Origin of the sequence: Murinocardiopsis flavida, assembly GCF_003014485.1 — a bacterium.
GTDB classification, from domain to species: domain Bacteria; phylum Actinomycetota; class Actinomycetes; order Streptosporangiales; family Streptosporangiaceae; genus Murinocardiopsis; species Murinocardiopsis flavida.
The window spans coordinates 1-22,695 of sequence record NZ_PYGA01000022.1; the positions used below are offsets into that span (position 1 = coordinate 1).

Annotated in this window: 19 protein-coding genes; 8 read left to right on the plus strand and 11 right to left on the minus strand. The window is 74.1% G+C overall.

Features of this window, described 5'->3' with window-relative positions:
• Positions 1-567: 567 nt before the first annotated feature.
• Positions 568-1,425 carry an aldo/keto reductase gene (locus tag CLV63_RS25545; protein ID WP_106585766.1) on the plus strand — a complete coding sequence of 286 codons (858 nt, stop codon included), beginning with the start codon at positions 568-570 and terminating at the stop codon, positions 1,423-1,425.
• Between the two features lie 178 nt (positions 1,426-1,603).
• On the plus strand, positions 1,604-2,305 hold the full coding sequence (locus CLV63_RS25550) for a formylglycine-generating enzyme family protein (RefSeq protein WP_394339812.1): 702 nt from the start codon (positions 1,604-1,606) through the stop codon (positions 2,303-2,305).
• 214 nt (positions 2,306-2,519) lie between these two features.
• On the opposite strand, the gene CLV63_RS25555 is transcribed toward CLV63_RS25550, so the two are convergent.
• Entirely contained in the window at positions 2,520-3,233 is a 714-nt protein-coding gene (locus CLV63_RS25555; RefSeq protein WP_106585767.1) for a GntR family transcriptional regulator, read from the minus strand.
• Between the two features lie 289 nt (positions 3,234-3,522).
• Between CLV63_RS25555 and CLV63_RS25560 the strand changes: the two genes are divergently transcribed.
• The 4 genes from CLV63_RS25560 (at position 3,523) to CLV63_RS25575 (ending at position 7,439) form a co-directional block, all read left to right on the plus strand.
• Positions 3,523-4,710, plus strand: coding sequence for a CaiB/BaiF CoA transferase family protein (locus CLV63_RS25560; protein ID WP_106585768.1), 1,188 nt, complete (start codon positions 3,523-3,525; stop codon positions 4,708-4,710).
• Positions 4,707-5,582, plus strand: a complete 876-nt coding sequence (locus tag CLV63_RS25565) for an HpcH/HpaI aldolase/citrate lyase family protein (protein ID WP_106585769.1) — start codon at positions 4,707-4,709, stop codon at positions 5,580-5,582. The genes CLV63_RS25560 and CLV63_RS25565 overlap by 4 nt, the downstream gene beginning before the upstream one ends.
• A 254-nt stretch (positions 5,583-5,836) precedes the next feature.
• A complete protein-coding gene (locus CLV63_RS25570) occupies positions 5,837-7,180 on the plus strand; it encodes a TRAP transporter large permease subunit (RefSeq protein WP_106585770.1) in 1,344 nt (447 codons plus the stop codon).
• 34 nt (positions 7,181-7,214) lie between these two features.
• Entirely contained in the window at positions 7,215-7,439 is a 225-nt protein-coding gene (locus CLV63_RS25575) for a hypothetical protein (RefSeq protein ID WP_106585771.1), read from the plus strand.
• Positions 7,440-7,481: 42 nt separating this feature from the next.
• On the opposite strand, the gene CLV63_RS25580 is transcribed toward CLV63_RS25575, so the two are convergent.
• The 8 genes from CLV63_RS25580 to CLV63_RS25615 all read right to left on the minus strand — a co-directional run bounded on the left by CLV63_RS25580 (position 7,482) and on the right by CLV63_RS25615 (position 19,137).
• Positions 7,482-10,517 (minus strand): AAA family ATPase, encoded by a 3,036-nt coding sequence (locus CLV63_RS25580; RefSeq protein WP_106585772.1) that lies wholly within the window; start codon positions 10,515-10,517, stop codon positions 7,482-7,484.
• Positions 10,517-11,668, minus strand: a complete 1,152-nt coding sequence (locus CLV63_RS25585) for an exonuclease SbcCD subunit D (protein ID WP_106585773.1) — start codon at positions 11,666-11,668, stop codon at positions 10,517-10,519. Before CLV63_RS25585 ends, CLV63_RS25580 begins: the two co-directional genes overlap by 1 nt.
• 114 nt (positions 11,669-11,782) lie before the next feature.
• Complete coding sequence (locus CLV63_RS25590) at positions 11,783-12,832, minus strand: LLM class flavin-dependent oxidoreductase (RefSeq protein WP_106585774.1); 1,050 nt, start codon at positions 12,830-12,832, stop codon at positions 11,783-11,785.
• Between the two features lie 35 nt (positions 12,833-12,867).
• The gene (locus tag CLV63_RS25595; RefSeq protein ID WP_106585775.1) at positions 12,868-14,304 is read right to left on the minus strand and encodes a gamma-aminobutyraldehyde dehydrogenase; all 1,437 of its coding nucleotides are present in this window, start codon (positions 14,302-14,304) and stop codon (positions 12,868-12,870) included.
• Entirely contained in the window at positions 14,301-15,830 is a 1,530-nt protein-coding gene (locus CLV63_RS25600) for an APC family permease (RefSeq protein WP_106585776.1), read from the minus strand. Before CLV63_RS25600 ends, CLV63_RS25595 begins: the two co-directional genes overlap by 4 nt.
• Before the next feature lie 72 nt (positions 15,831-15,902).
• On the minus strand, positions 15,903-16,211 hold the full coding sequence (locus CLV63_RS25605; protein ID WP_106585777.1) for a hypothetical protein: 309 nt from the start codon (positions 16,209-16,211) through the stop codon (positions 15,903-15,905).
• Complete coding sequence (locus tag CLV63_RS25610) at positions 16,208-17,743, minus strand: FAD-binding oxidoreductase (RefSeq protein ID WP_106585778.1); 1,536 nt, start codon at positions 17,741-17,743, stop codon at positions 16,208-16,210. The genes CLV63_RS25605 and CLV63_RS25610 overlap by 4 nt, the downstream gene beginning before the upstream one ends.
• Positions 17,740-19,137, minus strand: coding sequence for a (Fe-S)-binding protein (locus tag CLV63_RS25615; RefSeq protein ID WP_106585779.1), 1,398 nt, complete (start codon positions 19,135-19,137; stop codon positions 17,740-17,742). Before CLV63_RS25615 ends, CLV63_RS25610 begins: the two co-directional genes overlap by 4 nt.
• Before the next feature lie 250 nt (positions 19,138-19,387).
• Between CLV63_RS25615 and CLV63_RS25620 the strand changes: the two genes are divergently transcribed.
• Both CLV63_RS25620 and CLV63_RS25625 read left to right on the plus strand, forming a co-directional pair.
• A complete protein-coding gene (locus CLV63_RS25620; protein ID WP_211301469.1) occupies positions 19,388-20,155 on the plus strand; it encodes a FadR/GntR family transcriptional regulator in 768 nt (255 codons plus the stop codon).
• A 178-nt stretch (positions 20,156-20,333) separates the two neighbouring features.
• Complete coding sequence (locus CLV63_RS25625; protein ID WP_106585781.1) at positions 20,334-21,086, plus strand: cache domain-containing protein; 753 nt, start codon at positions 20,334-20,336, stop codon at positions 21,084-21,086.
• On the opposite strand, the gene CLV63_RS25630 is transcribed toward CLV63_RS25625, so the two are convergent.
• Positions 21,064-21,723, minus strand: coding sequence for an O-methyltransferase (locus CLV63_RS25630; protein ID WP_106585782.1), 660 nt, complete (start codon positions 21,721-21,723; stop codon positions 21,064-21,066). The two genes, CLV63_RS25625 and CLV63_RS25630, sit on opposite strands and share 23 nt — an antisense overlap.
• 21 nt (positions 21,724-21,744) lie before the next feature.
• Positions 21,745-22,458, minus strand: a complete 714-nt coding sequence (locus CLV63_RS25635) for a metal-dependent hydrolase (RefSeq protein ID WP_106585783.1) — start codon at positions 22,456-22,458, stop codon at positions 21,745-21,747.
• Positions 22,459-22,695: the final 237 nt, after the last annotated feature.

Sequence of the window (22,695 nt, forward strand, 5' to 3'; positions counted from 1 at the left end):
GCCAGCGTGCGGCCCTCCGCTCTCCCGCCGCGTGCCGCTCCCGTGACCAGAACCCGCCACCCTCGCGGGGAACCCGCCCAGGAGCCGCCCCCGCCACGCGCACCCGCCCGAGCCCGACCCACCCGACGCGCCCCAGTACCCCGGTCGCACAGGCCCGGACACTCACGCGCCCCCGAACCGCCCGCCGCAGCGAGCCCGCCCCACCCGCACCGCCTGTCCCCGCAGGCCAGCCCGCCGCGCCTGCCCCTTTCCTGCGTCAACACCACGTCAACGAACGAGTCCCGACCACCCCGAAACAGGCCGGATCAGACCGGACCAACCCCAAACGTCCGCATGGTGAACCCCTATGACCAGCGTAAACGCGAGCCCAGGTCAACGAATGGTGACCCGCAGTATCGGCCCCGGGGCAGCTCTTAGGTGCAGGCTAAACCCGGAGCCGGAGCGGGCGGCCGCTGGGCGGCGCACTACAGTGGGTGACGGATCGCGGACGGCAGGCGCCGGTACCGTGGGCGCGGCGCTGAACGCACCCGGCGGCGGCCGGCACCCCGAGCGGACGGAGGCAGCCGCGTGGACGACTCCCGCACCATCGGATTCGGGGCCGGAATCACCGTGCCCGTCATCGGGCAGGGTACCTGGCGCATGGGCGAGGACCCGGCCGGGCGCGACGCCGAGGTGCGCGCGCTGCGCACCGGACTCGACCTCGGAATGACCCTGATCGACACCGCCGAGATGTACGGCGAGGGCGGCGCCGAACGCATCGTCGGCGCGGCGATCGCGGGGCGCCGGGACGACGCCGTGGTCGTGTCGAAGGTCTACCCGCACAACGCCGGGGCGCGGTCGGCCCCTGCGGCGTGCGAGCGCAGCCTCGACCGGCTGGGCACCGACTACATCGACCTGTACCTGCTGCACTGGCGCGGGTCCGTCCCGCTCGCCGAGACGGTCGAGGCCATGCGCGGGCTGGTCGCCGCCGGCAAGATCCGCGCGTGGGGCGTGTCGAACTTCGACGCCGCCGACATGGCCGAACTGTGGCGGCTGCCCGGCGGCACCGAATGCGCCACCGACCAGGTGCTGTACCACGCTGGTTCGCGCGGCGTCGACCGCGGCCTGCTCCCCTGGTGCCGCGACCACGGCGTCCCGGCCATGGCGTACTGCCCGTTGGCGCAGGGCGGGCGGCTGCGCCGCGGGCTGCTCGGCAACCCGGTGCTGGCCGGGATCGCCGAACAGCGGGGTATCACCCCGGCGCAGGCGGCACTGGCGTGGGTGATCCGCGACGGCGACGTCCTGGCGATCCCCAAGGCGGTCGGCGCGGCGCACGTACGCGAGAACGCCGACGCGGCCGCGATCGTGCTCACACCGGCCGAGCTCGCCGCGATCGACGCGGAGTTCCCCGCGCCGAGCCACGAGGAGCCGCTGGACATCGCCTGAGACCCCCGGCCCCGAGCACATCGGCGGCACGGACGTTCGGCCGCGCGGGGGGCACGGTCGCAAGAGGGCTCGAAGGCACAGGCGTGCGGCCGCGCGGGAGGCGTACGGCCGCAGGGCCGCACGGGCGGACCCGGGTCGGCCGGGTGTGCCGGGTCCGGCGCCGCTAGGCTCACCAGCCATGGAAGCCGACACGGACGCCGACACGGACGCCGACATGGACAGCGGGATGGTCGGCATCCCGCCGGGCCGGGTGACGCTGTCGGACCGCCGCACACAGACCCGGTGGGAGGTCGAGCTCGCGCCGTACCGGATCGCAGCGCTCCCTGTGACCCAAGCGGTGTACCAGCGGGCCACCGGCCTGCGGCCGGGTGCGGCAACGGGCGACCTGCTGCCCGTCGAGGGCGTGTCCTGGTGGGACGCCGCCGGGTTCTGCAACGCGTTGTCGCGGCGCGCGGGGCTGGCGCCGGCGTACCGGCTGCGTCCCGAGACCGAGGACGCCGAGTGGGACCCCTCCGCCGCCGGGTACCGGCTCCCGACCGAGGCCGAGTGGGAGTACGCGTGCCGGGCCGGGACGGAGGGCGCGCGGTACGGGCCGCTCGACGCCATCGCGTGGCACGGCCGGAACTCCGGCGGCCGGATCCGCGAGGCGGGCACCAGGCAGCCCAACGCGTGGGGCCTCTATGACATGCTCGGCAACGTGTGGGAGTGGACCTGGGACCTCTACGACGCCGAGGTGTACGGGACCTACCGGGTGCTGCGCGGCGGCGGGTGGGCCGACGAGCACTGGAGCTGCCGGGCCTCGGTGCGCCGCCGCAGCCACCCGACCTTCCGGATCGACGACGTCGGATTCCGCCTCGCCCGCTCCCTCCCCGCCACCTAGACCGACAAGGCGCGCAACGGCACCGGCCCAAGGGAGATCGAGAGGGGAGGGCCGAGAGCACCGGAACCCCCCGGGGTCCTGCGGGGGTGCGGGCCGAGAGCGTCGGAACCACCCGCAGCCTTGCCCTGCTTCGTTGCGGTGTGGGTGCTCTCGGCCTGGAGGTCCGCTGCTGGTCGGGGCACGCGGGTCGCCGCGGGTGGGACGGGGTCGGGGGTCAGGGGGTGGCCGTGCGGGCGACGGCGCCCGCCTGGATGTGCTCGACCATGAGCCGCTCGGCCTCGGCGGAGTCGCCCGCGGCGAGCGCGGCGAGCAGGCGCTCGTGCGCGTCGAGGAAGCGCCGGGTGTTCGCCGGGTCGTTCCACAGTGACGCCGACAGCGGCACCGGGTTGTTCTGCCGGATGGACGCCACGTGCGCGGCCAGGAACGCCGGCCCGCCGATGTCGGCGATCAGTTGGTGGAACACCCTGCTGTCCTCGGCGAGCGCGTGCGCCCCGCTGGTCGCCCCACCGGGCTCCTCGCTGCGCTGCGCGGCGTCGAGCATGCGCTCGTGAACGGCGCGCAACCGGTCGAGCTGCTCCGGGGTGATGCGGTCGGCCGCGAGGCGGGCGGTCAGCCCTTCGACGGCGGCGCGCAGCAGGTACAGCTCCTCGGCGGCGTCGGAGCCGAGTTCGGACACTGTGGCGCCGTGGTGGGCGCGGTAGGAGATCAGGCCGTCGCTTTCGAGGCGGCGCAGCGCTTCGCGGACGGGCGTGATGGAGACCCCGAGCCGGGTGGCGATCTCCTCCTGGCCGATGGCGCTGCCAGGTGCCAGGGCGCCGCTGAGGATCTCCTGGCGGAGCGCCTCGTGGACGTAGTCGGCCTTGCTGGCCGGGGGACGGCGGGCGGTGTCGCGCGCTGCGGGACTGCCGGGGGGCCTGCCGCGAACCAAGGACCGGTCTCCTCCCGGGACGAGTGTTGTCTGCGCCAGCTTAGTGGAGCCGGGGGCGCCGGTCCGATACGGCGGAGCGGGGTGCTGGCGGATCGGGTCGGCGGGTGGCGGCGAGGACGGCGTCGGCGAGGGGCGAGGGCGGCGACGGCGTCAACGGGGGTGGTGGGCGTCAACAGGAGTGCCGCGGCGGCAACCGGGTCGCGACGAGGGTGACGGGGGTGACGGGAGGCGGCAATGGGGCCAAAGGGAGGGGATTGACGGAGATCACATATTTTATAGGATGCATTTTATGAAACCGCTGGGAAACATTCGCGTCGTCGACGCGGCCACGTTGTTCGCCGGGCCCATGGCAGCCACCTACCTGGGCGACTTCGGCGCCGACGTCATCAAGATCGAGCACCCGCGGCGGGGCGACCCCTCGCGCGGGCACGGCCATGCGAAGGACGGCGTCGGCCTGTGGTGGAAGCTGCTCTCGCGCAACAAGCGCGTCACGGCCGTCGACTTCTCGTCTCCCGAGGGACAGGAGGTCGCCCTGCGGATGCTCGCGGAGACCGACGTCCTGATCGAGAACTTCCGACCCGGCACCCTCGAACGCTGGAACCTCGCCCCCGAACGCCTGTGGGAGGTGAACCCGCGGCTGGTCATCGCCCGGGTGACCGGATTCGGGCAGACGGGCCCCATGGCGGGGCGCCCCGGATTCGGCACGCTCGCCGAGGCGATGAGCGGGTTCGCCGCGATGACCGGCGAACCGGACGGCCCGCCGACCCTGCCGCCGCTCGCGCTCGCCGACGGCATCGCGGCCCTCGCGGTGTCCTACGCCGTCATGGTCGCGCTCCAGGCCCGCGAGCAGACCGGCCGCGGCCAGGTCGTCGACCTCGCGATCATCGAGCCGATCCTCTCGGTGCTGGGCCCCCAGATCACCGCCTTCCACGCGCTCGGCGCGGTCCCGCAGCGGACCGGCAACCGCTCCGCGAGCAACGCGCCCCGCAACACCTACCGCACCAGGGACGGCCGGTGGCTGGCCATCTCCACCAGCGCCCAGTCGATCGCCGAACGCGTGGTGCGCCTGGTGGGGCGCCCCGAGCTGGCGGACGAGCCGTGGTTCGCCACCGGCCGCACCCGCGCCGAGCACGCCGACGAACTCGACGCCGCCGTGGGCGGCTGGATCGCCGAGCGCGACGCGGCGGCGGTCATCGACGCCTTCGAGCAGGCCGAGGCCGCGATCGCACCGATCTACGACGTGCGCGACGTCGTGACCGACCCCCAGTACCGGGCCCTCGACTCGATCGTGCACGTCCCCGACGCCGAACTCGGCACCGTGGCCATGCAGAACGTGCTCTTCCGCCTCACCGAGACCCCCGGCGAGATCAAGTGGGCCGGCCCGCCGAAGGGCGCGCACACCGAGGAGGTCCTGCGGGCGCTCGGCTACGCCCCGGCCGACGTCGAGCGGCTGCGCACCGCGGGGGTGGTCGCGTGAGCATCGCGGACGCGACCCCGGTCACCTGGCTCTACGTCCCCGGCGACCGGCCCGACCGGTTCGCCAAGGCATGCCGCAGCGGCGCCGACGCGGTCATCCTCGACCTGGAGGACGCCGTCCTGGCCCCGGCCAAGGACGCCGCCCGCGGGCACGTGCTGGACTTCCTCACCGGCGGGGCGCCCGGCGGTCCGCCGGACGGCCCGGCCCCGCAGCTGCACGTCCGCGTCAACGCCCCGGACGGCGGGATCGGGCGGCGCGACCTCGCGGCGCTCGCGGGGGCGCCCCTGCTCGACGCGGTGCGCGTGCCCAAGGTGCGCTCGCCCGAGGACGTCGCGGCCGTCGCAGCGGCGCTGGGCGCCGGGACGGCCCTCCACTGCCTGCTCGAATCGGCGCTGGGAGTGGAGAACGCGGCGGCGATCGGGGCGCACCCCGCGGTGCGCGGCCTCGCGCTGGGCGAGGCCGACCTCGCCGCCCAGATGAACCTGAGCGGCGACGCCGCGTTCGGCTGGCTGCGTTCGCGCGTGGTGCTGGCCGCGGCGGCGAACGGGCTGCCCGCCCCGGCGATGTCGGCCTACGTCGACGTCGCCGACGAGGAGGGGCTGCGGGCGTCGTGCGCGGCCGGGCGGGCGCTCGGCATGTTCGGCCGCACGGCGATCCACCCCCGCCAGGTCCCCGTGATCCGGCGCGCCTTCACCCCGTCGGACGGCGAGGTGGCCCGCTCCCGCGAGATCGTGGCCGCCGCGGAGGACGGCGCCGACGACGGCGCGGGGGCCGTCGCCCTGCCCGACGGGCGTTTCATCGATGCCCCCATTGTCGAGTCGGCGCGGCGCACCCTCGCGCTCGCCGACCGCCTCGGCCGGACGTCCGGCTAGAAGGCCGTCCGCTCCGGCCGCGCGCGTTGGGCGGACGGAGCGGACGGGGCGGCGCGCCGGTCCCCTCGCCCGGCCGTCCCGCCCCACTCCGCACGGCGTGGCGGTCACCCGCTCGCGGGCCACCCGTCCGCACACCGCGGCCGGCGGCAGGGACGCGCCGATACGTCGGGCGGACACCGCCGCGGAGCCACCCCCGCAGCCCACCACAAGCCACCCCCGGCCCTCGCGGGCCGCCCAACCAGCTACGGAGCACCATGGTCGGCCTTTGGGCGTTCGTCGCCTACCTCACCACCATCATCCTGTGGAACGTCGTCTTCAAACGGGGCATCGGCGAAGCCATGGTCCTCGGGTTCGTCGTGGTCGCCCTGTTCGGCGGCGCGGCCGCGCCGGGCCTCATGTGGGCGGGCGTCAAGGCCGCCGCGACGGAGGAGGTGGTCTTCGCCGCGTCGGCGTTCGTGTTCATGGGATTCATGCTGAGCCGGACCGGCCTGGTCGACCGCCTCGTCGACATGCTCAACTCGATGCTCGGCCGGCGCCGCGGCGGCCCGGCCTACGTCTCGACCGTCGCCTCGGCGCTGTTCGGCACGGTGTCCGGCTCGGGCTCCGGCAACGCGGCGGCCGTCGGGTCCATCACGATCCCGTGGATGGTCCGCGCGAACATCGAGCCGCGGCTGGCCGCGACGATGGTCGCCGGCAACGCCGGGCTGGGCGTCGCGTTCCCGCCCAGTTCGTCGCTGTTCATCCTCACCGGACTGGGCGCGGTGAGCGCCATGGTGTCCGCGGAGTCCATCTTCCTCGCCCTCTTCGTCGGCGGGTCGTGGCTGCTGCTCTACCGGTTGCTGCTCACCTGGGTGCTGGTCCGCTGGTACGGGATCGGCCCGGTCGACTCCGCGCAGATCCAGCCCATCAGGCGCACGTTCGGACTCGGCTGGCCGTCACTGCTGATCTTCGCCGGGATCATCGTCCCGGTGGTGCTGACCACCGGGACCGTCGCCGAGGGTGTCGACCGCTACGCCGGGTCAGGGGCCGTCGACGCGGTCAGCATCATCACCTGGATCCCGGTCCTCGTCATCCTGATCACGCTCGCGGTCGGCCGGAAGAGCCTGCCGCGGACCGGTGGCGGGTGGTGGCGGCTGCTCGGGGAGGCGGGGCCGAAGTACGGCGTCATCGGAGCCGTGCTGTTCTTCGCCTTCGCCGCGTCGACGATCCTCGGTGAACTGGGGATGGGCGAGGAGCTGACCCGGCTGCTGTCGGGGTTGAACGCGCCGACCTTCGTCCTCGCGCTGCTCATCGGCGTCATCGTGCTGGCGGCCGCCGCGCCGCTCACCTCCACGGCCACCATGGTCGCCGTGGGGTCCGTCGCCTTCACCGCGCTGGTCTCCGCCGGGATCTCCCCGACGGTCGCGGCGGTGGTGGTGCTGCTCTTCGCGTCGACGGAAGGGGCGTCGCCGCCCGGCGCGGCACCCATCTACATCGCCAGCGGGATCGCCGGGGTCGACCCGGCGCGGACGTTCCTCCCGCTGCTGCTGTGGTACGTCCTCCCGACCCTGCTGATCGGCACGCTGGTCGCGGTCGGCTACCTGCCCATTCCCGGTTGAGCACCGGCGACGCAACGAACACAGAAGGAGCGGCATGATCAGAGCACTCGACATCGCCTTCCGGATCGGGCTCGCCCTGTTCCTCCTTGGCGGAATCGTCCTCGTCGCAGTCCAGGTGGTGGGCCTGGTGGCGGGATCGGCCCCGGTGATCGTCACGGCGGCCGAGGCGGTGGGGCCCGCGGTGTACACGGTCGCCGGATTGACCGGGATCATCGCGTTCATCCGGTCCTACCTGGAGAACTGGTCCAGCGGCGACTGACCGCCCCCGGTGCCGGCCGCCCGGCCGGCACCGGGGTTTTCCTCAGCCCACCTGCTCCAACCGGGAGCCGGTGGGCGTTTTCACGGCCTTGAGCTGCGCGGTGATGCGGGTGCGGAGGTCGGCGACGTGGCTGACCACGCCGACGGCGCGGCCGCCCTCGCGGAGGGCGTCGAGGATCTCCATGACCTCTTCGAGGGTGTCCTCGTCGAGGGTGCCGAACCCTTCGTCGACGAAGAGGGTGCCGATGTCGGTGCCGCCGGCCTCCTGCGCCGCGACGTCGCCGAGGCCCAGCGCGAGTGCCAGCGAGCTGAAGAAGGTCTCGCCGCCCGACAGGGTCGCGGGGTCGCGCTCGTCGCCGGTCCAGGAGTCGAGGACGCGCAGCCCCAGGCCGCCGCCGGAGCGTGAGCGGTCGCCCGCGGACCGGTCGATGGTGTGGCGCAGGGTGTAGCGGCCGCCGGACATCGTGGCGAGCCGGTGGTTGGCGGCGTGCACCACCTGCTCCAGCCGGGCCGCGAGGACGTAGGCGGACAGCCGGGCCTTCTCGCGGTTGTCGGCCGAGGTGCCCGCGGTGAGGGCCGCCAGCGCGGACGCGGTGGCGTGCCGGCGCCGGGCCGGCCCGGAGTCGTGCAGGGCGCGGTCGAGTTCGGTGCGCAGCTCCGCGAGGCGGGCGGCGCGCTCGGCGAACCGGTCGCGGCGCCGCGCGGCGGCGGTGGCCTCGGCCTCGGCCGTCGCGAGTGCGGCCTCCAGCGCCGGGAGGTCGGGCGCCGGGCCCTCGGCCGCGGTGCGGAGTTCGGGGTCGGCGAGGGCGGCGTGCACGGCGGCGAGTTCGTCGTCGTGCTCCTTGGCGCGGCGGGCGAGGTCGCGCCGGGCGGGGTCGTCGCGCTCGGCGGCCCGGACGGCGGGGTCGTCGGCGAAGCCGTGCTCGTCGCGGGCGCGGCGGGCTTCGGTCTCGGCGTCGCGCAGTTCCTCGGTCGCCGTGCTCAGCAGGTGCAGCGCCTCGGCGGCGGAGTCGAGCAGGTCGGCCTCCGCGCGCAGCCGCTGGATGCGGGACTGGAGGTCGGGGTCGGTGCCGCGGGCGGAGTCGAGGCCGGCGGCGAGCCGCTCGGCCTCCTGCTCGCGCGCCGTGCGGCGCTCGGTGCGTTCGGCGAGTTCGGTGGCGAGGCGCGCGGCGTCGAGGCGGGCCGATTCGAGATCGGAGTCGACCGCCGCGAGCTCCTCGGCCAACGCGTCGACCTGGCGGGCCGCGGCGTCGAGGCGGTCGAGCGCCGCGGTGCGCTCGGCGACCAGGGCGCGCGCCGCGGCGGGGTCGAGCCCGGCGGCGGCCTCCTCGGCGGCGGTGCGGCGTTCGGCCAGCGACGCGACCGCCTGCTCGGCGTCGCCGCGGCGCTGCTGCGCGGCCTCCGAGGCCCGCGACGCGGCCTGTTCGTCGCCGGGGGTGGGGCGGTCGGGCGCGCCGACGGCGGGCGCGGGGTGCACGGCCGAGCCGCACACCGGGCAGGCGCGGTCGGTGGCGAGGCGGCCGGCGAGTTCGGCGGCCATGCCGTCGATGCGGCGTTCGCGGAGGAGGTGCAGGGCGTCCTTCGCGGCCTGGGCGGCGTCGACGGCGGCCGTGCACCGGGCGCGGCTCGCGGCGAGCTCGGCGCCGAGGCGCTCGGCGGACTCGGCGGACTCCAGGCGGCGCCGCGCGGTTTCGAGGGACTCGACGGCGGTCTCGCGCGGGCCCGTGAGCGCGCGGGCGTCGGCCAACCGGGCGGTGATCTCGGCCCGGCGGACGGGCAGGTGGGCGACCGCGCCGCGAGCGGTCGCGCCCTGCTCGGCGATGCGGTCGATCTCGCCGGTGAGGGCGGTGATCTCGGCGCGGACGGTGCGGAGGCGGTCGGCGTCGCCGAGCCGGTGGTCGAGGGTGGCGGTTTCGTCGCGCCGTTCGCGCCCGCTCGCGGCGAGGGCGGCGCGCACCGCGCCATCGGGGTCGGGGCCGGGCGCGGCCGCCGTGTCGTACCCGGCGAGCGCCGCTGCCAGCGCCCAGTGCTCCTCGGCGCCCTGGGCGGCCTTCTCGGCGCGGTCGCGCCGGTACTCGACGGTGCGCAGCACCGGGACGACGGCGGCGGCGCGCCGCGCGGAGTCGAGTTCGGCGTCGATGGCGCGCCGCTGCTCGGCGCCGCGCTCCAGGTCGGCGGCGCGCTCGGCGGCCCGCGACCGGCGGGCGCGCCGCTCGGCGGTGCCGCGCGCCTGGTCGAGGCGGTCGCGCACCCGCGCGTGGTGGGCGTCGGCCTGCTCGGCGAGGGCGGCGAGGTCGGCGGCGGTGCCCGCGGTGGCGGCGGCGAGCTCGGCCGCCCACGGGGCGAGGGAGTCGAGGTCGGCCCCGTGGCCGGCACCGTGGCCGGGGTGGGGGTCGGCCGTGGGGGGCGTGCTGCGGCCGTGCTCGGCGGCGAGCCGGGCGACGGCGAGGACGCGCTCCTCGGATTCGGCCGCGGCCCGGCCCAGCGCCCTGGAGTGCTCGGTGAGCCAGTTCTCGACGTCGGTGAAGACCCCGGTCGCGAAGATCCGCTCCAGCGAGGTGCGGCGCTCGGCCGCTGTGGCGCGCAGGAACCGCGCGAACTCGCCCTGGGGCAGCAGCACGATCTGGCAGAACTGGCCCAGTGACAGGCCGAGGAGGTCGCCGAGGAACTGGCCGGCTTCGTCGGGCCGGGTGGTGACGGGCCGCCAGGCGCCGTCGACGCGCTCGTTGACCACCACCTTGTGGTTGGCGCGGGTGGTGCCGGTGCCGCGCTGCTTGGGGCGCTCCCAGGAGGGCGACCGGACGATCGACAGCCGCCGGCCGCGGACGCTCAGCTCGCAGCGGATCTCGGGCACGCGCTCGGGCGGGGCGTGCAGGCTCCGCGGCGCCTTGGCGTCCTCGCGGGCGCCGGGCACCCTGCCGTACAGGGCGAAGCACACGGCGTCGAGCACGGAGGTCTTGCCGGCGCCCGTGGGGCCCTGGATGAGGAACAGCCCGGCGTCGGACAGCGCGTCGAAGTCGACGGTCTCGGTGCCGCCGAACGGGCCGAACGCCTGGAGGGTGAGGGAGTGCAGCCGCATCAGCGCGCGGCCTCGCCGGTGCGGATGTCCTCGAACGCCCGCTGGATGAGGCGGTCCTCCGCGGCGGTGGCGGGGGTGCCGCGGGCCCAGTCGACGAAGTCGCGGACGAGGTCGGCCTCGCCGCGCCCCGCGGTGCGCCGCGCCCAGGTGCGGTCGTCGGCCGGGCCGCCGTCGTCGGGGTCGAAGGCGAGGTTCAGGGTGTGCGGGAACCGCCGCCGCAGTCGCTCCATGGGCGCGGCGGGGCGCGCGGGGTCGGTGAGGGTGACCTGGAGCCAGTGGTCGGTGTGCCGCTCCCACGCGGGGTCGGTGAGCAGGGACTCGATGCGGCCGCGGATGCGCGCGACGGGGCGGGGGACCGGGGCGGCGACGAACTCGGTGTGCGCCGCGCCGCCGGGGTCGAGGTCGACCAGCCAGTACCCCTTGGTCTGGTGCTCCTCGGAGAACGAGTAGGCCAGCGGCGAGCCGGAGTAGCGGACGGTGTGGGCCATGCGCTGGCGGCCGTGCAGGTGGCCGAGCGCGGTGTAGTCGACGCCGTCGTACACGCCCACGGGCACGTGCGCGGCGCCGCCGACGCTGATGTCGCGCTCGCTGTCGCTGGGCTCGCCGCCGGTGACGAAGGCGTGCGAGAGGACCACGGAGCGGGTGCCTGCGGGGCGCGCGGCGAGGTCGGCGCGGACGAGGTCCATGGCGTGGCCGACGGCGGCCTTGTGGCTGCGGTCGGGGAGGTCCCAGGCGTGCCGGACGACCTCGGGTTCGAGGTAGGGGATGCCGTAGAAGGCGACGGGGCCGCGGGGGTGGTCGATGACCACGGGCGTGCCGACGGAGCCGAGCGAGCTGCACAGGTGGATGCCCGAGGCGGCCATGAGCCGGGTGCCGTAGGCCATGCGGACCAGGGAGTCGTGGTTGCCGCTGATGAGCACCGCCTGCGCGCCGGTGCCGCGGATGCGGGCGAGGGCGTCGTCGAACAGCGCGACGGCGTCGACGGGCGGGAGGGCGCGGTCGTAGAGGTCGCCCGCGACGGCGACGACGTCGACCCGCTCGGCGCGCACGGTGGCGATGAGGTGGTCGACGAACGCCGCCTGCGCCTCGATCAGGTTCTCCCGGTGGAAGGACCGCCCGAGGTGCCAGTCGGAGGTGTGCAGGATGCGCATGGTTCGGGAGGCTACTCCAGGTGCCGGGGTGCGCGCAGGGAAGCCTCGCGGGCTGTGGACGGGCGGGGGCCCGGCGGTGCGGCGCCGCCCCCCGGTCGGCGCCGCACCGCGCGGTCAGGCGAAGCGCGGCATGATGTGGTCGTGGACCAGCCGCAGCTGGGTGTCGACGTCGGCGGCCCCCGGGAGGTCGCGGCCGGTGAACGCCTTGACGAGGCTGCGGTCCGTTATGGCGAGGATCATGTGGTTGACCCCGCTGGGCGCGATCTCGTCCCGGAGTTTCGCCGCGCACTCCTCCGGCGTCCCCGCGACGGAGAGGCGCTCCGCGATGTCGGGGGTCGTCAGCTCGATCCCGCGGGCGAGGTCGCCCGCCCCGATGGCGTCGATGATGGGTTTGAGCTCGGCGGGGTCCACCCCGTTGCGGAGGAGTTGCTCCTCGGGCATCGAGGACGCGTAGATCCCGACCATGCTGCGGGCGGCGTCCTTCGCCGCGGCGGAGTCGGGCCCGGTGGCGAACACCACCCACGCGCCGATGTCGAGGTCGCGCCAGTCCTTCCCGGCACGCTCGGCCCCGATCCTGATGTGCTCGACCGCGTAGTCGTAGGCGCCGCGCGTGTAGCTCAGGGCGTGGTGGCAGCCGTCGGACAGCTCACCGGCCGCCTCGAAGGACTTCGGGCCGCGCATCGCGCCGAGCTTCAGCGGGACGCGGTCCTGGACGGGCCGCGCGAAGGTGAACAGCCCGTCGTAGGAGAAGAAGTCCCCGTTGTAGGTGATCGCGCCGTCGTCGAGGAAGGTGCGCATGACGTGCAGGCCCTCCTTGACGCGCGACAGCGGCCGGGTGCGCGCCCAGTCGATCGTGTACTGGGCGAGGAGCCCGAAGTTGCCGCTGGACAGCACCGCTTCGGCGCGGCCGCCGGACAGCTCGTCCAGGGTCGCGACGGCCTGGGCGATCAGGGTCGGCTCGCGCAGCACCACAGAGGACACGCTGGGCCCGAAGCGGATCCGGCTGGTGCGCCCGGCCGCGGCGGCGAACAGCAGCCACAGGTCCTTGTGCCAGGTCTCGTCGGCGGCGTAGCAGGCGTAGAAGCCGAGTTCGTCGGCGAGCTCGATGCTGGCGAGCGACTCCGACAACGGGTAGTCGGGGAGCATCACATAGCTGAATTTCACGGTGATCGCCTTTCCGGCCGGGCGCGGGGCGCTCCCTAGGCCTCTTCGTGGTTGCTCATGACGTGTTTGACGCGGGTGTAGTCCTCGAATCCGTACATCGACAGGTCCTTGCCGTGCCCGGAGCTCTTGAAGCCGCCGTGCGGCATCTCCGCGACCAGCGGGATGTGGCAGTTGATCCACACGCAGCCGAAGTCGAGCCGCCGCGAGACGCGCAGGGCGCGCGCGTGGTCGGTGGTCCACACGCTGGACGCCAGCCCGTACTCGACACCGTTCGCCCATTCCACGGCCCGGTCCTCGGAGTCGAACCGCTGGACGGTGATGACCGGGCCGAACACCTCGTTCTGCACGATCTCGTCGTCCTGGCGGAGCCCGCCCACGACGGTGGGCTCGTAGAAGTAGCCGCGGTCGCGGGCGCGCCGGCCGCCCGCGAGTACGTCGGCGTGGCCCGGCAGCCGGTCGACGAAGCCGGCGACCCGGCCGAACTGGGCGACGTTGTTCAGCGGGCCGTACGCGGCGCCGTCGTCGCCGGGCGGCCCCGTTCGCACGTTCTTCGCCTGCCCGACCAGCGCGTCGAGGAAGGCGTCGTGGACGCGGGGGCCGGCGAGGACGCGCGTCGCGGCGGTGCAGTCCTGCCCGGCGTTGAAGTACCCGGCCTCGGCGATCGCCGCGGCGGCCGCCGCCGGGTCGGCGTCGTCGAACACGATCACCGGTGCCTTGCCGCCCAGCTCCAGGTGGGTGCGTTTGAGGTGGGCCGCCGCTGCGGCGGCGACCTCCTTGCCGGCGCGGACGCTGCCGGTGATCGACACCATCTGCGGGCCGGGGTGGGCCACCAGCGCCCGCCCGGTGCCGCGGTCGCCGCACACCACGTTGAACACGCCCGGGGGCAGGTGCTCGGCGAGGATCTCGGCGGTGAGCAGGGTGGACACCGGGGTCGTGTCGGAGGGCTTGAGGACCACGGTGTTGCCCGCGGCGATCGCGGGCGCCCACTTCCACACGGCCATGAGCAGCGGGTAGTTCCACGGGGTGACCTGAGCGCACACGCCGACCGGTTCGCGCCGCACCCACGACGTGTGGCCCGCCATGTACTCCCCTGCCGAGCGGCCTTCGAGGGTCCGGGCCGCCCCGGCGAAGAACCGGATGGCGTCCAGCGCCATGGGGATCTCCTCGTCGAGGGTGAGCCCCAGCGGCTTGCCGGTGTTCTCCGACTCCGCGGCGACGATCTCCGCGGCGCGGCGCTCGACGTCCTCGGCGATGCGGAACAGGGCGAGTTGGCGTTCGGCGGGGGTGGTGTCGCGCCACCGCTCGAAGGCCCCGGCCGCCGCGCGCACGGCGGTGTCGACCTCGTGCGCGCCCGACAACGGGGCGCGGGCGAACACCTCCTCGGTGACCGGGTCGATGAGGTCGCCGGTCTCCTCCGCCGCGGCGGGTGCCCCGTTGATGAAGTTGTGCAGGGTGCGCGGTTCGCCGCTCATGGGCGCCTCCTTGTGCTCGGTTCGCTGCTCGGTGCGGTTCCGGCGGCAGCGGGCCCGCCCGGGACGGCGTCGCCCGCCGGTGCGTCGCCGCGCTCGTAGGGGCGCGCGGTGACGAGGTAGAGCACGCCCAGCCCGATGACGACCGCACCGGACAGGGCGACGATGTAGTCGTCGTACCAGGGCGCTTCGGGGGTGCGCGGCCACGCCATGGTGGCGATCGCCAGGACCCCGTACACCAGGGCGCCGATGGTGACGGGCAGCCCCCAGCGCCCGAGGGTGAACGCGCCGGAGGGGCGCCAGCCCTTGAGCCGCGCCCGCAGGGCCGCAAGGACCACCATCTGGAAGCCGAGGTAGATGCCGAGGGTCGCGAAGGAGATGATCTTGGTGAGGGCGTCGGTGGACAGCAGCGAGCAGAGGACGACCAGGGCGGGGACCGCCGCCGCCACCGCCAGGGTGTAGGGCGGCACGTGCCGGTGCGGGAGGAAGGTGCGCAGCAGCCGCGATCCCGCGATCATTCCGTCGCGGGCGTAGGAGTAGAGGAGGCGGCTCGCGGCGGCCTGGAGGCTCAGCGCGCAGGACACGAACGAGATCAGGACGATGCCGAGCACGACCTTCATCCCGACGGGCCCGAACGCCTCGGTGAGCACGGTCGTGACGGGGTCGGTGTCGGCGCCGCCGATCACCGCGCCGTAGTCCTCCACCGCGAGGAGCAGGGCGAGGCAGACGAACATGGCCGCAGCCCCGCCGATGTAGATCGTCATGCGCATCGCCTTGGGGATGCGCCGGGTGGGGTCGGGCACCTCCTCGGCGACGTCGCCGCACGCCTCGAAGCCGTAGTACTGGAAGATGCCGATGAGCCCGGCGGCGAGGAACGCGCCGAGGTAGCCGCTGCCCGAGCCGGCGCCGAACGCGTCGAACAGCACGCCGAGCCCGTGGTGGCGCTCCGCGATCAGCAGCCACCCGCCGACCACGAGGGCGCCGAGCAGTTCGGCGCTGAACCCGATGATCGCCGCCCACGCCAGCCATTTCGTCCCGGCCAGGTTGAGGGCGAGCGCGACGGCGATGACGGCGAGGGCGCAGCCGGTCGTGCTCGCCGGGCCGGCCTCGAAGCCGAGGAGCCGCGCCAGGAAGGGGCCGGCGCCGTAGCTGACGCTGGCGATGGTCACCAGCAGCGCGACCAGGTACACCCAGCCCGTCATCCAGGCCCACCGCCGCCCCCACAGCCGCCGCGCCCACGGGTAGACCCCGCCGGCGAGCGGGTACTGGGAGACGATCTCGCCGAAGACCAGCGCCACGAGGAACTGCCCGGCGCCGACGACGGCGAGGCTCCAGAACATGGGCGGCCCGCCCAGGGCGAGGGAGACCGCGAACAGCGTGTAGATGCCGACGACGGGGGAGAGGTAGGTGAACCCGAGCGAGAAGTTCGCCCACAGCGACATGTCGCGGCGGAACTCGGAGGTGTAGCCGAGCGCCGCGAGGCGGGCGGCGTCGGCGTCGGGTGCGGGGTTGGCGTCGGGCCGGGTCATCGTTCTCCTTCGCGAAGGAGCGGGCGGAGCCGCCCCCGGAGGGGCCCGGTGCGCTCCGGACCCCCGGGGGGTTCAGTCCGCGGTCGGGGCCTCGATCTCCGCGATCAGCTCCGACGCGGGGACGACGGTGGCGGCGAAGTGGCGGTGCATCCACTCCAGGTGGTCGGCGCGGGCGTGCATGATGCGCAGCGTGTCCCAGTTGGGGAAGGCCTGCTGCGCGACCCATACGTCCATGAGCCGCGGGTCGACCTCGAAGACGTGCTCGAAGCGGGTGATGGCGACCTCGCTGGCCCGTTGCGGGGGCGGCGGGGTGTGCTGCTCGGCGTACCGGTAGGGCCGCGCGGCGCGCGGCGCGCCCCCGGACTCGGGCTCGGCGCTCACGGCGTCCCCCCGTCTCCGGTCCCGGCCGTGGCGCCGGGGTCCGGGTAGGCCCGGTCGAGCAGGTACTTGCCGGGGTTCATGATGTTGTTCGGGTCGAGGGTGCGCTTGAGGTCGAGCATCAGGTCGAAGCCGCGCCCCAGCTCCTCGGGCACCAGGTCCACCTCGCCCTCGCGGCAGGACCCGTGGCAGGCGCTGATGGAGCCGCCGTGCCGCAGGGCCGCCGCGGCGATCGCCCGCTTCGCCTCGACCCACATCGCCCAGGCGCGGTCGCCGAGCTGCTGCTCCCAGATTCCGACGTCGATCTCGGTGAGGTAGTCGGCGCCGGTGGACCCGCTGGTGTAGCAGAACATCCCCCAGTCGTCGAAGACGTCGGTCTTCGCGCGCAGTTCGCCGATGATGGCGTGCCACTCGCGCGCCACCGCGGGCAGATCCGTGTAGTTGACGGCGGCGTCCTCGCAGTGCCAGCTCATCGGGACGACCTGGCCCGACCGGGTCCGCCCGTGCAGCGGTGTGGCGTAGCGGTCGTGGCGGGCCGCCCAGTCGCCCGCGGAGATCTCGTCGCCCAGGTAGCGGGCGCCGTGCTCGCGGGCGATGCGCAGCAGCCGGCGGCCGCCGGCGCGCACCTCGTCGTCGTAGCCGTAGAGGACCGTGCAGGCGAGGGCGCGGACATCGGCGGGCTGCGGGATGTACGCCTCGTCGTCGCGGCGCAGGTAGGCGACCTTCCACTCGTCGAACAGCACCGCGCCGGAGAACGTCGCGACCCCGGCGCGCGCCAGCGCGCCGACGCAGGCGTAGGCGCTGTCGTAGTCGGCGAAGGCGAAGAACGGGGAGAACTCCGCCTCGGGCTTGGGATACAGCTTGAGGGTGGCCCGGGTCGCGATGCCGAGGGTGCCCTGGTGCCCCATGAACAGGTGCTTGAGCTGGTAGCCGCTGGAGCTCTTGGTGAGCTTGCCGCCCGCGCCGTCGCCGACGTGCATGACCTCCCCGGTGGGCAGCACGTGGTCGAAGCTGAGCACGAGGTCGCGGGTGTGGCCGTAGCGCGCGCCGATCAGCGACCAGCCGCTGGTGCCGATCCGCCCGCCGACCAGGGAGCACGGGTAGGACGCCGGGTCGTCGGGGTAGATAAGTCCGTACTGGGCGAGCTGCTCGTTGAGCTTGAGCATGTTGATGCCGACGCCCACGGTGCAGGTGCGGTTCTCCAGGTCGATCTCGTGGACGGCGTTCATCCGCTTGACGTCGACGACGATGCCGCCGCGCAGCGGGACCGCGCCGTCGGTGAGGCCGGTGCCGCCGTCGCGCGGGACGACGGGGATCCTGAACCGGTTGGCGACCTTGACGACCGCGGCGACCTCTTCGGTGGTCTCCGGGAGGACGGCGAGGTCGGGCAGCCGTTCGGCCCAGCGGTGGACGGGGAACGGGGCGGGGACCCTGGCCCTGTTGTAGCGGTCGGTGCGGCCGGTCAGGACCTGGTCCGGGCGCAGGACGCCGTGCAGGGCCTCGATGACCGGGTCGAGTACCTCGGTGGCTGTCACCGGTCCGCACCTCCCGTCCCCGCGCAGCCGCAGGATCCGCCGCCGCAGCCGCCCGTCCGGTCGCCCGCTGCGCCGCGGCTGCCGCCGACGGTGATGCCGAGGGACTCCGCGAGCAGCTCGTGGATGTCGACGACGTCGATGGCGCGCGCCTCGCCCGCCTCGCTGAGCGGCCGCTCGGACCAGGGGCAGGCGCTGACCAGCGTGTCGACCTCCAGTGCGGCGGCCTGGTCGAGCCGCCGCGCGCTGATCGCGGCGGTGAGCTCCGGTTTCTCCACGGGGAGGCCGCCCCCGCCGCCGGAGCAGTAGGACCACTGGGTGACCCGGTCGACGTCGTTGAACACGAGGCCGGGGATGGCGCGCAGGATCTCGCGGGGCTCGGCCCACACCCCCTTGCGCTTGTTGAGCCGGCACGGGTCGTGGTAGGTGATCGTGCGCTCGACGGGGACGCTGGGGGTGAGCCGCCCGTCCCGGATGAGCTCCGCGAGCAGCTCCACGACCAGCACCACCTCGATGTCGAAGTCGGCGCCGAAGTACGCCGGGTAGTCCTCGGTGAAGGTGATGTAGTCGTGCGGGTCGAGCACGAGCACGCGCTTGACGCCGCCGGCCCGCCAGTCGTCGAGGTTGTGCCGGGCGAAGCGCTCGGCCTGCGCGCGGTAGCCCATCTCGGCGGCCGGGCCGCCGCAGCACCATTGCTCGCCCATGAGCCCGAACTCCACCCCGGCGGCGGTGAGGAGCTGGGCGACGGCGCGGGGCACCGCCGTGCGGTAGAACGCGGCCTCGCAGTCGACGAACAGGATGGTCTCGCCGCCGACGGGCAGGTCGAGCCCGTCGGCCCAGTCGCGCACGTGCTCCTGGCTGACGGGGGTGTCGCCGAGGACCGGTTCGTGGGTGCGCTCGTCGGTGCGCAGGTTCCACCGCTGCCAGCCGGGCTGGTGGACGCCGCTGTCGACGGCGAGCGCCCGCACGGCCTTGACGACGTCCACCGTGCGGGTGCGGAAGCGGTAGAAGTCGCCGGTGAACAGGGTGTTGGGGCAGCGGAGCTCGCAGGCGCCGCACTGGGTGCAGTTGACGTAGTCGGCGGCGATGTCGGCGACGTCGAGTTCGCCCTTCTCCATGGCGACGACGTTGGCGTGGAACGCGGTGGGGGTCCACGACTCGTTCCGGGTGACCTGCATGACGGGGCAGACCTCGCGGCAGAACTTGTGCCCGGAGGAGTAGCAGTTGTAGGACGCGTTGCGCCACTCCTCGACGAAGGCGCGGGTGCGCTCGTCGCGCACGGGGATCCGCGGGGGAGCGACGACGAGTTCTTCGGGCGGGTCGATCGGGGCCTCGCCCGTTCCCGGGGTGGTGGGCCGGTGCGGCGCGCCGTGGCCGCCGGGGCGTGTCTCGGTCATAGGCGGTTCTCCTTGGCCGGCGTGTGCGGGGAGTGCGGGCGGAGAGGTGCGACGGAGAGCGGGGTGCGACGGAGAGCGGGAGCGGAAGGACGTGTAATAAAAAACATATGGGTTTATATTTCAAAGGGCAATACCCGGGGCCACGCCTCCCGCGCACCCCCGGGCACGCCAGACTGGACCGTGTCGGCGGCAGGGTCGCCCGCCGACCGGGGCACGGCCCGCGACCCGATCCGTCATGAAAGCTGGTGTGGTGAGTCGACTCTCCGGAGCCGCCAGGCGCGTGGTCTTCGCGCCCCTCGACGACGGCGCGGGCCGCGGCGAGGCCGTCGCGCGCCGGCTCGCCAAGGCGATCTCCCTCGGCCTCATCTCCGACGGCGAGCAACTGCCCTCGGAGTCGGAGTTGGCGACCGCGCTGAACGTCTCCACGGTGACCCTGCGCGAGGCGCTGTCCAGCCTGCGCAGCCAAGGGCTCGTCGAGACCAGGCGCGGGCGCGGCGGCGGCAGCTTCGTGCGGGCCTCGCCCACGGCGCTCGCCGACCGCGCGCTCGCCCGGATCCTCGAATCGGCGACAACGGACCTGCGCGAACTCGGCGACGTCCACGCCGCGGTCTCCGGCGCCGCGGCGCGCCTCGCCGCCGAGCGGGCCGCACCCGACAACGTGGCCCGGCTGCGCGAAGTCGTCGACCGGTTCAACGCCGCCGACAGCGTCGAGGCGCGCCGCCGCCTCGACGGCCGCTACTACATCGAGGTCGCCGCCGCGGCCCAGTCCGTCCGGCTGACCACGCAGGAGTTCGACATCCAGGCCGAGGTCGGCGCGATGGCGTGGATCCCCGCGCGGACCGCGCTCGCCCCCGCTGCCGTCGCCGCCGCGCACCACGCCGCGGTGGCGGCGATCGCGCGCCGCGACGCCGAGCAGGCCCGCGCGCTGACGGAGCGGCACGTCGAAGCCCTGACCCAGCGGCTCATCGAGATCCACGTCGACCTCGCCCGCACCGCGGGCGGCACCCGCGTTCCCTGACGGTGCGCGTCGCCCGGCGGGCGCGGAAACGCGGCGTTCCGCGCCGTATCGCCGGGACAAGCCGGGACAAGGTGCCGCCGACGGGGTGGATTTTCCCTCCCCGGCGGGTTAAGAAAAGGGGGACGGCGGCAGCGCCGCCGCGACATCCGCCGGCGATCCCCGAGAGGGCGGAACAGCGATGACCCTTCCGAGCACCCAGCGCCCCGTCGACCTCGCCGCCTGGATCGCCGGGGCGGCCGAGGACGTCTTCGCGTCACTGGAGTCCCTGCGCGGCACGATGGTCGCCTGCCACCGCGCGGCCGTGGCCCGTGGCGAACCCCTCACCTGCCGCGATATCGCCGAGGTCCGGCCCATCGTGCTCGACTGGCTGGGCGGCGACCGCGACCTCGTCGTCGGCGCGGGCATGATCGTCGCGCCCGGCCTGCTCGCCGACCAGCCGCGCCGGCTGGAGTGGTGGCATTCGGCGCCGGGCTGCGACCCCGTGTTCCTCGACGTCGACCTCGACCCCGAGAGCCTGGAGTTCTACGACTACGCCCGCGCCGAGTGGTTCCGCCTGCCGCGCGAGACCGGCGCGCGGCACGTCGCGGGGCCCTACGTCGACTTCGGCGGGACCGACCGCTACATGCTCACGCTCACCCTGCCCGTGCGCTCGGACGGGGTGTTCCTCGGCGTGGTCGGCGCCGACGTCCCCGCGGGCCTCCTGGAGGCGCGGCTGCTGCCCGCATTGGCCGCGCTCGGCGCCGACGCGGCCCTTGTGAATACCGGGCGGCGCGTGATCGTCTCGACCTCGGCCGGCGCCCCCAGCGGGTCGCTGCTCACCGGGGCTGCGGAACCCGGCGCCGTCCACCCGGTGCCGGGCCTGCCCTGGCTGCTGCTGTGCCCACTGGAGTCGGCGCGCAGCTCAGCGGTCAGGTCCGCCGCGCCAGTGTGAGGCCGTCGCCGACCGGGAGCATGACCACGGTGGTGCGCTCGTCGTCGCGCGCGTGCGCGTTGAAGTCGCGGATCCCCTGGACCTGCGGCGAGGTCTCGGCGGGGTCGATGACCCGCCCGTGCGAGAACGTGTTGTCGATCAGCAGCGCCCCGCCGGGGCGGATGCGCGGCACCAGGGCGTCCCAGTAGGCGACGTAGCCGTCCTTGTCGGCGTCGATGAACGCGAGGTCGAACATCCGGTCGTCGGGGAGCGCGGCGAGGGTCTGCACGGCCGGGCCGAGCGCGAGCGTGATGGTGTCGGACAGGCCCGCGCGCTCCCAGTAGCGGCGCGCCACCGAGGTCCACTCCTCGCTGATGTCGCAGGCGAGCAGGGTGCCGCCGGGCGCGAGGCCGCGCGCGGTGCAGATGCTGGAGTAGCCGGTGAACGTGCCGATCTCGACCGCCTCGCGCGCGCCGATGAGCCGGGCCAGCATCGTCATGAAGGCACCCTGGTCGGGGCCGATCTGCATGCCGGCGCGATCGGGGAAGAGGCGCTGGGTCTCCTCGGCGAGCTCGGTGAGCAGGGAGTCGGCGGGCGCGCTGTGCGCGACGGCGTAGGCGTGCAATTCCGGGCTGAGGCCCTCACTGGTGCGTGTCACCCGCCCAGCGTAGTGAGGCGGTCAGTACTTGGGCAGCATTTCCTGCCAGGGGAACAGGTAGACGCTGAGCAGGACGATGGCGATGCTTAGCAACGGGGTGACGACCTTGCGCTCGACGACGCCGTCGGCCTTGAAGGAGATGGGGCTGCCGATGCGGTACTTGCTGATGGGCCAGATCAGCGGGCAGCCCATGTCGGTGATGCAGTCGCCGACGAAGTGCAGCAGGCAGCCGAACGCCACGGCGAGCCCCACCCAGGTGTAGTTCGTGCCGTTGGCGTAGAGCGCGATGCAGATGCCGGCGGTGCCCATGGCGTTGATGACCTCGGCGGCGACCTTGTTCTTGTCCATGCCGAAGCCCAGGCCGTTGAACGCGATGCCGACGAGCAGGAACACGAAGACCTGGACGGCGAGGTCGGACCAGAGGGCGAGCGCGGTGGTGAGTGCGCCCATGAGCACGGCGAACAGCAGCGAGTGGGTGCCCATGCGGTGGCCGCCGAACAGCCAGTTGAAGATCACCCCGATCGCCCGGGTGACGGCGCCGTAGGTCTGCGTGATCGTGGAGCTCTTGTGGTCCAGGTCGGGGACGAGCGCCGCCCCGGCGCAGACCAGCGAGCCCGCCACGATCTCCGCGGGGCCCAGATCGAATCGGACGCCGAGGACCTCGGTCCCCTGGACCACCGGTACGATCGCCATCCAGCCGACCACGCCGCTCAAGGCGTGAGAGTGCCCCATCATGTGCGAAACCGTAGCGGTTATAGGTATTTGCGGCCACTCGGGCGGTACGTGCATCGCACCTCACCGGCCCTGCCCGCCACCGTGGCACCGGCGCAAGCCATGCGCCGCGGCCACATCGTGAACGTTGTGTGACACGGGCGGTGTAGAGCGTTGACGCTTTTCCGGCCACGCTGGTAAACAACCACCAATCCACCGGTGAGACGGTCGATCTCCCTCCACCAACTAAGGGGTTTGACA

Coding starts and splice junctions, on each gene's coding strand:
- CLV63_RS25560 (WP_106585768.1), top strand. CDS start 3,523: ATGAAACCGCTGGGAAACATTCGCGTCGTCGACGCGGCCACGTTGTTC.
- CLV63_RS25600 (WP_106585776.1), bottom strand. CDS start 15,830: ATGACCCGGCCCGACGCCAACCCCGCACCCGACGCCGACGCCGCCCGC.
- CLV63_RS25550 (WP_394339812.1), top strand. CDS start 1,604: ATGGAAGCCGACACGGACGCCGACACGGACGCCGACATGGACAGCGGG.
- CLV63_RS25570 (WP_106585770.1), top strand. CDS start 5,837: ATGGTCGGCCTTTGGGCGTTCGTCGCCTACCTCACCACCATCATCCTG.
- CLV63_RS25615 (WP_106585779.1), bottom strand. CDS start 19,137: ATGACCGAGACACGCCCCGGCGGCCACGGCGCGCCGCACCGGCCCACC.
- CLV63_RS25585 (WP_106585773.1), bottom strand. CDS start 11,668: ATGCGCATCCTGCACACCTCCGACTGGCACCTCGGGCGGTCCTTCCAC.
- CLV63_RS25635 (WP_106585783.1), bottom strand. CDS start 22,458: ATGATGGGGCACTCTCACGCCTTGAGCGGCGTGGTCGGCTGGATGGCG.
- CLV63_RS25625 (WP_106585781.1), top strand. CDS start 20,334: ATGACCCTTCCGAGCACCCAGCGCCCCGTCGACCTCGCCGCCTGGATC.
- CLV63_RS25595 (WP_106585775.1), bottom strand. CDS start 14,304: ATGAGCGGCGAACCGCGCACCCTGCACAACTTCATCAACGGGGCACCC.
- CLV63_RS25580 (WP_106585772.1), bottom strand. CDS start 10,517: ATGCGGCTGCACTCCCTCACCCTCCAGGCGTTCGGCCCGTTCGGCGGC.
- CLV63_RS25575 (WP_106585771.1), top strand. CDS start 7,215: ATGATCAGAGCACTCGACATCGCCTTCCGGATCGGGCTCGCCCTGTTC.